The 11,448-nt window shown below is 41.0% G+C and carries 11 protein-coding genes; all 11 read left to right on the forward strand.

The window, feature by feature from the left end; genetic code table 11:
- Positions 1 to 81 precede the first annotated feature (81 nt).
- The 11 genes from polA to ytxC all read left to right on the forward strand — a co-directional run bounded on the left by polA (position 82) and on the right by ytxC (position 11,373).
- Complete coding sequence (polA, locus tag ACRYKC_RS17090) at positions 82 to 2,727, forward strand: DNA polymerase I (RefSeq protein ID WP_433808538.1); 2,646 nt, start codon at positions 82 to 84, stop codon at positions 2,725 to 2,727.
- A gap of 17 nt (positions 2,728 to 2,744) precedes the next feature.
- On the forward strand, positions 2,745 to 3,569 hold the full coding sequence (gene mutM, locus ACRYKC_RS17095; protein ID WP_433808540.1) for a DNA-formamidopyrimidine glycosylase: 825 nt from the start codon (positions 2,745 to 2,747) through the stop codon (positions 3,567 to 3,569).
- A 58-nt stretch (positions 3,570 to 3,627) separates the two neighbouring features.
- Positions 3,628 to 4,230, forward strand: a complete 603-nt coding sequence (gene ytaF, locus ACRYKC_RS17100) for a sporulation membrane protein YtaF (protein ID WP_433808542.1) — start codon at positions 3,628 to 3,630, stop codon at positions 4,228 to 4,230.
- A 12-nt stretch (positions 4,231 to 4,242) separates the two neighbouring features.
- Positions 4,243 to 4,845: a dephospho-CoA kinase gene (coaE, locus tag ACRYKC_RS17105; protein ID WP_433808544.1), complete on the forward strand. Its 603-nt coding sequence runs from the start codon at positions 4,243 to 4,245 to the stop codon at positions 4,843 to 4,845.
- 141 nt (positions 4,846 to 4,986) lie between these two features.
- Entirely contained in the window at positions 4,987 to 6,021 is a 1,035-nt protein-coding gene (locus ACRYKC_RS17110) for a glyceraldehyde-3-phosphate dehydrogenase (RefSeq protein WP_433808546.1), read from the forward strand.
- A gap of 253 nt (positions 6,022 to 6,274) precedes the next feature.
- Positions 6,275 to 6,652: an adenosylmethionine decarboxylase gene (speD, locus tag ACRYKC_RS17115; RefSeq protein WP_085029311.1), complete on the forward strand. Its 378-nt coding sequence runs from the start codon at positions 6,275 to 6,277 to the stop codon at positions 6,650 to 6,652.
- 446 nt (positions 6,653 to 7,098) lie between these two features.
- Positions 7,099 to 7,473: a cytosolic protein gene (locus tag ACRYKC_RS17120; RefSeq protein WP_433808548.1), complete on the forward strand. Its 375-nt coding sequence runs from the start codon at positions 7,099 to 7,101 to the stop codon at positions 7,471 to 7,473.
- 38 nt (positions 7,474 to 7,511) lie between these two features.
- Positions 7,512 to 7,976: a transcriptional regulator NrdR gene (gene nrdR, locus ACRYKC_RS17125; RefSeq protein WP_085029313.1), complete on the forward strand. Its 465-nt coding sequence runs from the start codon at positions 7,512 to 7,514 to the stop codon at positions 7,974 to 7,976.
- A gap of 85 nt (positions 7,977 to 8,061) precedes the next feature.
- Positions 8,062 to 9,414, forward strand: a complete 1,353-nt coding sequence (locus ACRYKC_RS17130; protein WP_433808551.1) for a replication initiation and membrane attachment family protein — start codon at positions 8,062 to 8,064, stop codon at positions 9,412 to 9,414.
- A gap of 21 nt (positions 9,415 to 9,435) precedes the next feature.
- The gene (gene dnaI, locus ACRYKC_RS17135) at positions 9,436 to 10,371 is read left to right on the forward strand and encodes a primosomal protein DnaI (RefSeq protein ID WP_433808553.1); all 936 of its coding nucleotides are present in this window, start codon (positions 9,436 to 9,438) and stop codon (positions 10,369 to 10,371) included.
- A 183-nt stretch (positions 10,372 to 10,554) separates the two neighbouring features.
- Entirely contained in the window at positions 10,555 to 11,373 is an 819-nt protein-coding gene (gene ytxC, locus ACRYKC_RS17140; RefSeq protein ID WP_433808555.1) for a sporulation protein YtxC, read from the forward strand.
- Positions 11,374 to 11,448: the final 75 nt, after the last annotated feature.

Here is an 11,448-nt window from a genome sequence, read left to right on the forward strand (position 1 = left end):
TCCAGTGCGTCTTTTCCTTCTTAACCGCAAACGTGGTAGAATGAAGGAAAAGACGTTTTTTATATAGATAGGAGTGAGTTCATGGCTGAGAAAGTTGTATTAATTGATGGAAACAGTATTGCCTACCGTGCTTTTTTTGCATTGCCTTTACTTAATAATGATAAAGGTGTCTATACCAATGCAGTCTACGGATTTACAACAATGCTGCTGAAAATATTAGAAGAAGACCAGCCGGACCATTTGCTGGTCGCGTTTGACGCTGGAAAAACAACATTTAGGCATAAAACTTATGAAGAATACAAAGGCGGGCGGCAGAAAACCCCTCCTGAATTATCTGAACAGTTTCCCGTTCTTAAGGAACTACTGGATGCTTTTGGTGTGAAATATTACCAATTGGAACAGTATGAAGCGGATGACATTATCGGCACATTAGCTACTCAAGCTGGAGAACAAGACTTTGATGTGAAAGTGATTTCCGGGGATAAGGATTTGCTGCAACTCGTTTCTGAACAGATCAGCGTTACCTTGACTAAAAAAGGAATTACAAATGTGGATACATACGATCCGTCCTTTTTAAAAGAAAAAATGGAGGTACGCCCTGATCAGATTATTGATTTAAAAGCTCTTATGGGAGATAGCTCTGATAACATTCCAGGTGTACCGGGTGTGGGTGAAAAAACAGCTGTTAAACTTTTAAAACAGTTCGATACTCTTGAAAATCTATATGAAAACCTTGATGACGTTAGTGGTAAAAAGCTTAAGGAAAAGCTTGAAGATAATAAAGAAGCTGCGTTCATGAGTAAAGAGCTTGTCACGATTGAGAGAGAGGCTCCAATTGAAATTAAGCTGCAAGACTTAGCCTATGAAGGCTATCAGACCCATCCCGTAAGTCAAATTTTCAAAGATTTAGGATTCCAATCCTTGCTTTCACGTGTACAGGAAGGCGGAGAATCTGATAGTGAGGACGCATCTTCTCAGCTTCCTGAGATTGAAGTAGAAGAAGTAGAGGAGTTCAGTGAAGATCTTTTCACGGGGCAGGAATCGCTGGTCGTTGAAATGCTCTACGATAATTACCATCAGTCCCCTATAGAAGGTATTGCTATCGTCAATCAAGATAAAAAATATGTGGCAGATATAGAAGTTGTGAAGGATTCTAAAGCTTTCAAAAAATGGGCTGAAGATGGTTCAAAGGAAAAATGGGTGTTTGATGCAAAAGGCACACTCGTTGCTTTGCTTCGCCATGGTATCCATATTAAAGGGATTACTTTTGATTTGCTGCTTGCTTCTTATTTAATCAATCCGTCTGAAAATAATCATGATATACCTGCAATTTCTCACCGTATGGGATCAAATGCAGTGAAGTATGATGAAGAAGTTTACGGAAAAGGGGCAAAAATGAAGCGCCCTGATGACGATGAAGTGTTTCATGATCATATAAGCAGGAAAGCTGCCATGGTTTATGAGCTGAAAGAAGCAGCGGAAAAGCAATTGAAAGACAATGAACAATATGATCTATATAATGATTTAGAAATGCCTCTGGCGTTGATTCTAGGGCGTATGGAGCACCACGGAGTCCAGGTGGACGTAGAACGCCTGAAGAAGATGGGCGATGAATTGGAAGGTCGTTTAGAAACGGTACAGAAAGAAATTTTCGAGCTTGCAGGGGAGTCATTCAATTTAAACTCTCCAAAGCAGTTAGGACCGATCCTGTTTGAAAAACTGGAGCTTCCCGTCATCAAAAAGACGAAGACTGGCTATTCTACTTCAGCCGATGTACTAGAACAACTTGAAGATGAACATGAAATCATTCCTAAGATTTTGTTATATCGTCAATTAGGTAAACTGAAGTCAACATATATTGAGGGATTGCTGAAGGTTGTTCATGAAGACACTCAGAAGATCCATACACGCTTTAATCAGGCATTGACTCAGACCGGACGATTAAGTTCTACAGACCCTAATCTCCAAAACATTCCAATCCGTCTTGAAGAAGGTCGAAAAATTAGACAGGCGTTTATCCCTTCAAAGGAAAACTGGGTCATGTTTGCCAGTGACTATTCGCAAATTGAACTCCGAGTCCTTGCTCATATTGCTGGAGATAAGAAGTTGATGGCAGCCTTTAAGGAAGGACAGGATATTCATACTCAGACCGCAAGTGAAGTGTTTGGTGTGGAAAGCGATGAAGTCACAAGTGAAATGAGACGACAAGCTAAAGCGGTGAACTTTGGAATTGTTTACGGAATTAGTGACTTTGGATTGTCTCAAAGCCTGGGAATTACTCGAAAAGAGGCAAAAGCATTTATCGACAAATACTTTGAAAGCTACCCGGGTGTGAAGGAGTATATGGATGAGACCGTACAAGAAGCAAAGAGGAAGGGGTACGTATCCACTTTCATGAACCGGCGCCGCTACCTGCCGGACATTACCAGCCGTAATTTTAATAAACGAAGCTTTGCTGAACGTACAGCAATGAACACTCCTATTCAAGGAAGTGCCGCTGATATCATTAAGAAAGCAATGATCGATCTTGAGCATCGCCTGGAAGAAGAAAAACTGGAAGCAAGGATGTTGCTTCAGGTACACGATGAACTTATACTAGAGGCTCCAGAAGATGAAATAGAAAAATTAAAAGATGTCGTAGCATCAGTTATGGAACAGACCGTCGATTTGAATGTTCCTCTTGAGGTGGATTACTCGTACGGTCCAACCTGGTACGATGCAAAGTAAGTGAGGAGAATGACACCATGCCGGAACTACCAGAAGTAGAAACGGTCAGAAAGACATTAAAAAATTTAGTATTAAATAAAACAATCGAAGATGTATCTGTATTGTGGGGAAACATCATCAAAGAGCCTAAAGATCCCGAGGAATTTGCACACATGTTGAAAGGCCAATCCATAAGGGATATTGATCGCCGCGGGAAATTTATGATCTTTTATTTGGATGACTTTGCTATGGTTTCTCATTTAAGGATGGAAGGGAAATTTGGGGTTTATGAAGCTTCTGTAGAAAAACCAAAGCATACCCATGTTATTTTTCACTTCACAGATGGTACTGAGCTCAGGTACAACGACGTACGAAAATTCGGAACGATGCATGTGTTTCAAAAGGGAGAAGAGTGGAAAAACAAGCCGCTAATCCAGCTTGGCCCGGATCCTTTTGATGAGGCGTTTACTTTAGATTATTTCTTTGAAAAGCTTCAGAAAACTACGAGAAACATTAAGGCAGTGCTTCTAGACCAAACCATTGTAGCTGGACTTGGAAACATCTACGTGGACGAAGCCTTATACCGGGCGCAGGTTCACCCTGAGCGAATAGCCAGGGAATTAACTAAAAATGAAGTCAAACGTTTAAGAGAAGCTAGTATCGAGGTTATTCTGGAAGCTGTTGAACAAGGTGGCACAACGATTCGCTCCTATTTGAACAGTCAGGGTGAGATTGGCATGTTCCAACAACAACTCCGAGTTTACGGAAAACAGGACGCCCCTTGCATAGGATGCGGCTCTCCAATTGTGAAGCTGAAAGTGAGTGGAAGAGGGACGCATATCTGTCCAGAATGTCAGAAATAATCACCAAAATGTAAGGAGCCCATATACTAATCCACAGCTAAAAACAGAGGTGGATGGTATGGGCATCGTTACATTTACAATCTTGTTTGTCACTGCAGTTAGCATTGATAGTTTTGGGATCGGATGTGTCCTCGGAATGAAGCGTATTGGACTCGCGCTTCCCGGTGTATTATTTATCGCTTTCTTCTCTGGTATTGGGTTCTTACTTTCCTCTTACGTTGGGCATTTCCTGCTCCCTTTTGTTTCTGCAGAGTACGCAGATCGACTTGGAGCGATTGCTTTAATTTGTATCGGCATTTATTTCTTATGGCAGTATTTCAGGAAACACGATACTGCTGAAGATAACGGAGAGCCCTGGCTGAAGCCTTCGAGGGTGCTCAATGACCCGCAATCGGCAGATGTCGATCGTTCCGGAGGCATCAGAGGTAAAGAGGTTTGGCTGCTTGGTACAGCTTTATCTCTAGACACGATCGGTGCAGGAGTGAGTGGGGCATTTATCGGGGTTTCTCCTTTTATAACATCCTTATTTATTTTCTTAGCTACCTTCCTTATGCTTTTTGCGGGCATCAAAGGAGGGGCTAGATTTAGTGAAAAAGCAGAAAGTATTTCCATTCTTCCAGGGGTTTTATTAATAATTATTGGTATGATTAAGCTTGCGTAAAGGATGTGTAGAATGACACTTGTCATCGGTTTGACAGGCAGTATTGCCAGTGGAAAAAGTACAGTATCCAAAATGTTTACAGAATTGAACATTCCTGTTATTGACGCCGACAACATCTCTCGGGAAGTTGTAAAGCCAGGAGAGCCTGCTTACGAACAAATCGTTGATACCTTTGGAGACAGCATTTTACAAGAGGATAAAACGCTCGATCGAAAGCAATTGGGAAAGGTCGTCTTTTCTGATGAAGAAAAAAGGAAGCAGCTAAACTCAATTGTTCATCCTCAAGTAAGAAAAGAAATGCTTGCCAAACGTGATTATTATGTTTCTGAACATTATTCTGCAATGGTTCTGGATATCCCGCTGCTTTTCGAAAGTAAACTCAGTCATTACGTGGACCGCGTTGTGGTCGTATACGTAAGTGAAGAGACTCAGCTTGAGCGTCTGATGGAACGTGATCGATCTAGTCGCGAAGATGCCGAACAGCGTATCAAAGCACAAATTCCTGTGAAACAAAAAGCAGCAATGGCAGACGCCGTCATTGACAACAACGGAACGATTGATGAAAGTTTTCAACAATTAAAAGACATACTTCACGAATGGAATATCGTATATTAACACGTCAGGACTTTTTAGTTTTTGGCGTGTTTTTTATTTTTTTATAAAAAGTTATGAACAAAACTGAAAAAGCGCTTACAATATGTTATACTAATCGTGAAAAAACGATTCAAAAGTATATCACATATAGGGGGCTGGATCATGGGGAAAACAAAGATCGCCATTAATGGCTTGGGGAGAATAGGAAGAATGGTTTTTAGAAAAGCGGCTGTAGATGAGTCGATAGAACTTGTAGCCGTTAATGCGAGCTATCCAGCAGAAACTATTGCTCATATGTTGAAGTATGACAGCGTTCATGGACGCTTTGAAGGCGAAATCAAAGCTTCGGATGACGGATTGCTTGTGAACGGAAAGAAAGTTAAATTATGTTCAACAAGAAACCCGTTGGAATTACCTTGGAACACATTAGATATAGATATTGTCATAGAGGCAACTGGGAAATTCAGAACGAAAGAGGAAGCTTCCTTGCATATGGAAGCAGGAGCGAAAAAAGTCATTATTACGGCTCCTGGAAAACAGGTCGATGCAACCATTGTAATGGGAGTAAATGAAGAAACGTATGAACCGAATGAACATCACGTTATTTCCAACGCCTCCTGCACAACGAATTGCTTAGCACCAGTGGTTAAAGTGCTAGAAGACGAATTCGGAATCGAAAATGGATTAATGACCACTGTTCATGCCTTCACAAATGATCAGAAGAATTTAGATAATCCTCATAAGGATTTACGAAGAGCTCGTGGATGTACTCAATCCATCATTCCTACCTCCACAGGCGCTGCAAAAGCTCTTGGAGAGGTCATACCTAGTATGAAAGGGAAGTTGAATGGAATGGCATTGAGAGTTCCAACACCAAATGTATCCTTAGTCGATCTTGTTGTCGATCTTAAGAAAGATGTTACAGTTGAAGAGGTCAATCAAGCCTTTGCAAAAGTAGCGCGCAGGGAAATGAAAGGGATTTTAGAGTTCAATGATGAGCCTCTTGTTTCTATTGACTACACAACTTCTCCATCTTCAGCGATCATTGACAGTTTGTCGACGCAAGTCATAGAGGATCGGAAGGTTAAAGTGCTTGCCTGGTACGACAATGAATGGGGATACTCTTGTCGCGTCGTTGATTTGGCTAAGTATGTCGGTAATCTAATGAAACAAGAAACAACTGCGAGAGTCTCATAGGTGGAAAAGTCACCCATTTGTATCTTATAATAGGAACCAACGTGCAAGACTTATATAACCCCAGCCAGTCTGGAAAAATATATCTTGCAAAATGGGGGTAAACCGTATATACTTCTTTTTGAACTTCTGAATTACGTAAGGTTTCATGTCTACTCAAAGGGTTAGGACCTCTCAGGACTAACTTTCCCCCGTGGTAGCTCATGACTGTTATTTAGAAGATAAAGAAGTTAATGTACAAAGGGGGATCCTAGCAATGGATACAATGGGAAGACATGTAATTGCCGAACTATGGGATTGTAATGAAGGAAAATTGAACGATATGTCGTATATAGAACAAGTTTTTGTCGATGCTGCACTAAAAGCAGGAGCGGAAGTGAGAGAGGTCGCATTTCACAAGTTTGCTCCCCACGGTGTCAGCGGGGTCGTCATTATTTCCGAATCGCATTTGACGATTCACAGTTTCCCTGAACATGGATATGCAAGTATCGATGTTTACACATGCGGAGATCGAATTGATCCGAATGTGGCTGCAGAATATATCGTAAATGCTTTGGAAGCTGGCCGTAATGAAACGGTTGAAGTACCGAGAGGAATGGGACCTGTTGAGGTTCAACAGTCTCGTGCTTTATAATATGAAATATCAAGACCGCACAGGGTTCCTGTGCGGCTTTTTTAATTATCGTGATTTAGCCAATGTCATCGCTTGTCTTATGCGTACGGGGCTAAACGCTCACTTCCACCTTTCTCTTTCTAGATCCAGCTCCGTCCCCCAGACACTCGTGACATAAGTCAACCACCCTCGTGGAGAAGAGCGCTCCACGCTGGTGGTTGTCTTATGCATGTCGTGTCTCCCAGGAGGACTTCACATTTCATTATTTCTGGATCTAGTTCCAGTTCGCAGCCCCTATCGACATAAGTCAATCGCTGTTGTAGGGAAAAAAGCCCCTACATCATCGCTTGTCTTATGCGTACGGGGTTTAAACGCTCACTTCCACCTTTCTATTACCATTTCCTATTTTGTTGAATCGTGTTAAAATGTAGGAAGTATATGTCGAATGAACTGAAGGGGTTAGGTAAGTGAAGGCTTTTATTTCTAGATATTTCAGTAATCATGCTGAATCAAGCGAAGAACATAAAGATCCGCAGCTTGTAACTCATTATTACAAGGCAAAACATGACGAATTATTTAAATCGATCGAGGAGATGTTCTCCAATCCGTCAAAGATAGTCGCTTCGTCGAAAGAACGCGGAGAAATTACGGTCAAATATAAAGGGAAGCGTCGTGCATTCGTTGTTGCTACTGTAATTATGGTAAGACCTTTCCGAACAGCCGTAGATTTTTCGGTTACAACCGAATCAGGTGGACCTGTGGATTTTGGATTCAGCCGAAATCTCATTGTGCAATTTTATGAAAAGTTGGATAGTCAGTACACGACTATCGATCGATCATAGGAAGTGATAGAAATGAGACGATGCGGAGTTGATCCAAGGTGAAATGTCCAAATTGCCATTATAAGAGCACGAAAGTGTTGGATTCCAGACCCATTGAGGAAGGCCAGTCGATAAGGCGGCGCAGAGAATGCGAACAGTGTGATTTTCGTTTTACGACATTTGAGAGAATCGAAGAAGTTCCTTTAATTGTTGTAAAGAAAGAAGGAACACGAGAAGAGTTCAGTCGTGAAAAATTGATGCGTGGGCTTATTCGTGCCTGTGAAAAACGCCCGGTCGCTGTTGAAGAATTAGAGAGTGTCACGCTAGATATTGAGAAAGAGTTAAGAAACAGAGGCGTATCTGAGGTGCTGAGCAAAGAAATAGGGGAAATGGTCATGGAACGATTATCCTCTATAGATGAAGTCGCTTATGTTCGCTTTGCTTCTGTTTATAGACAATTCAAAGATATTAATGTTTTCATTGATGAGTTAAAAGAATTAATTAAACACGAGGATGATGAATGAGCCTGACGTGGCTCATTTTCTTTTTTACGCATACGTTATAGAATTAAAAGTAAGAAGCAAGACTTTACGAAAAGGGGGGAGAGGAGTGAATCATTCTGTAGGGAAACTACTTCCTGTAGATGGGTTTCGAATACTGAAGTGTGGGGCACTTCCTACGAATGCTCATCATTCACTTACTCATCTTTATCAGCCAATCATTGGTCAATTAGCCGTTTCTTTATACCAAATCTTGGTTTCAGAATCAGAGTTGACGGATGTACAGAGTGTACAGTCTCACCACACGCTGATGACCTACCTTTCGGCTCCTTTGGATAAAGTGTACGATGCAAGGAGAAAGCTAGAAGCGATTGGATTGATAAGCACCTATAAGAAAAGTGGTGAAGACCAGCAATCCATTTACTTATACAAAGTTTATCCGCCTTTTTCTCCGAATGAATTCTTTATGGATGATATGCTGTCATTGCTTCTCTTTCATGAACTGGGAGCAGACAAATATAAACAAATCAAGGAACGCTTAACGACTGAATATGTGTCCATGGATGAATACGAAGAAGTAACGGTAACATTTGATGAAGTGTTCCATTCTACTTTTACGGAAGGGATTCCTCCAGAGGTCCAGCTGAAGCGAGAAGATTTGAAGGATAGGAAAGAACGTGGTCCTGTACTTAATTTCAGTCGTGTTGATTTTGATTGGCTGCACCAGTCTCTGAAAAACAGGATGTACCAAAGTGAACGGATATTAACTGGTCCTAACAAAAAGCTGATTGCTCAGTTGGCTTCTCTCTATAATTTGACAACATTAGAACTTGAAAAAGCTGTCACATGGGCGATTGATGAAAATCACCAACTAGTAGCTGAAGAATTAAAAGCGGCCTGCCATGATTTTATGAAGGAAAAACCTTCGAAGGATCAAACCAATACTTTGGATCAGCGACAAAAAGTAAAAGAAACATCGGACTCTGCAGCCCAGAGCAAGGAAGAGCAGTTTGTCGATATGTTAGAGCAGATTTCACCACGAGAACTGCTTGAGGACCTGTCTGGAGGCAATCGTGCATCAGACCAGGATCTCAAACTGATTCGTGATGTGATGACTGAGCAAGGACTTACTCCAGGTGTTATGAACGTTCTGGTTCATTATGTCTTATTAAAAACGGACATGAAATTATCGAAAGCCTACCTTGAAAAAATCGCCAGTCATTGGACGAGAAAAAATGTAACCACGGTTAGACAGGCTATGAACTTAGCAAAAGCTGAACATCAGAAATACCAGCAGTGGGGTAAGCAGAAATCACAAAAACGAAGTAAGAAGGAAGAAGTGATTCCAGCATGGTTCCACGAACAGAAAAAAGCTTCTTCTGACGAGCACGCGACAGAAACACCTGTGAACACAAGCGATATCGCTGAACGGATTAAGCGGTTGACGAATAAAGGAAATTGATGAAAAAAGGTGGTGAACATCATGGAGCCGATTCAAAAATCACTGCAAAAGTGGATGAGGGAAAATAAGCTTTTTCAAGAACGTATGAATCGAATGAAAGAAGAAGTTTTTAAGTCAAAAGAGGTCATCAACCTCATGAATGAACACCCCTCCTTAACAGAAAAAGAGCTTGAAAAACAACTGATCAAACTTTATGAATATCAAACTCAGTCAAAAAACTGTGAAAAATGTCCCTCTCGTGAAGAATGCATTAATATTCTACCGGGATATGTTCCGCGTTTAGAAGTGGAGAACGGGACGGAAGTGAAATTGGCTTACGATAAATGCCGCCGTCAACGTAAACAAGAGCACCACCAACACCAGAAGTCTCTTGTGAAAAGTTTGCATATGCCTAGAGAAATTCTGGAAGCGAGTTTAGATCGACTCGATTTACAAGATCCTGAACGAGGACAGGCTGTAGAAGCCACAGTTAATTATATAGAAAACCTCGGCGATGAGCTTCCAAGTAAAGGTCTATATTTTCACGGACCTTTTGGGGTTGGTAAGACGTACTTTCTTGGGGCAATCGCTAATGAACTAAGCTCTAAAAACATTCCATCCATGATCATCTACATGCCGGAATTAGTGAGAGAAATCAAATCTTCCATAAAAGATGATTCAATGAATGAAAAGATTGAAGCTTTCAAAGAGATTCCTGTTTTAATGCTGGATGATATTGGAGCTGAATCGCAATCCGCTTGGTTCAGAGATGAGATTCTAGGATCCATTCTCCAGTACCGAATGATGGAGCGCCTGCCTGTATTTTTCACTTCAAACTATAACCTTGAAGAACTCGAGAAAGTACTAATGACAAGTAATCGAGGAGATATAGAGCAAGTGAAAGCAAAACGTATTACCGAACGTATTAAGCAGCTGAGCGAGTTGATTCAAGTCAAAGGACGTAACCGTAGAAGTTAATTGCAAAACTTTTAATTCTTTAAAAGCATGTTTCCCCCATCCTTTTCATAAATATAAGATGGAAAAGACAACCTTATACGTGGACATCCAGAGTTCATTTTATTGCGTTTCTGATCGTTGATTTATACAGGAACACACTTCGGATAAATCAGGAGAGGAAAGTCGGGATGAGGGGGAAACACTGTGATTTGCTTACAATTTTCAAAACGGCGTGAAGCTGATTTGTTCTATAATTCAGTTGTAAAAGAGCAAGAGCTTTGGCTTTTGAAGGATGAATTGGAACACTATGAAGTTACTTTAGAAAATGAAAATAAGAGCCAGTCCACCTATCGTGAAATCGTTCAAGCTTGCCTGCAGGTCATACGAGCGGGGAAGTGGCTAGGCTGGATGGAAGGTGTGCTCCGGCATACTTATTATTACGAAGATCGTCGAGAAATTGAGAGAATTCTGGAGATCGGTCGTGAGTTTGAAGGAGAACCGCCGTCCGGGCTTGCCATGCCACCTGTCTATAGAAATATACAATCCTTTTTGGAAAATTACGTGACTCTCCATTCGGTGATTAATTTTGATGATATGTGTGTAGACTGTTTAAAGGATAGCCACCGTCTAATTGTGGAATATACAGGGTTTATCATTGATGAGTATAAACAGGAGGAAGCTTACCAGCTTTTGCTTGATTCATGGAGATACCGAGTACAAAATCGGGATACAGGGGTCTCGCTTCTTCACTTGTATCAAAACAATGGACTCACGTATTTTCATGATGAAGGCAACCCGATTAGTGAGTCGGAGACTTTATTGTATATGAAACAGTATCCAGATGAGTCGATCAAAGATCTGCCACTTCATTGGTGTATCACTCCAGCGCTTGTTCACGCCCCTGATCAACTGGTCATTTACACAAACAAACCAGATGATCCACATCTTGAATTAATACGCAATATTTTTGAAGAAAAAGCTACTTGGAAAGCCCAGTCTGAATTTCCATTTAAAATGTCTTGATTTAACGTAGATAAATGGATATAATAACCTACATATTCATATACATGGCTATGAAAAGGACACGAACTCTGAGAG

The sequence above is a fragment of the Halobacillus sp. A1-3 genome, from assembly GCF_050971765.1.
Lineage (GTDB): Bacteria > Bacillota > Bacilli > Bacillales > Halobacillaceae > Halobacillus > Halobacillus mangrovi_B.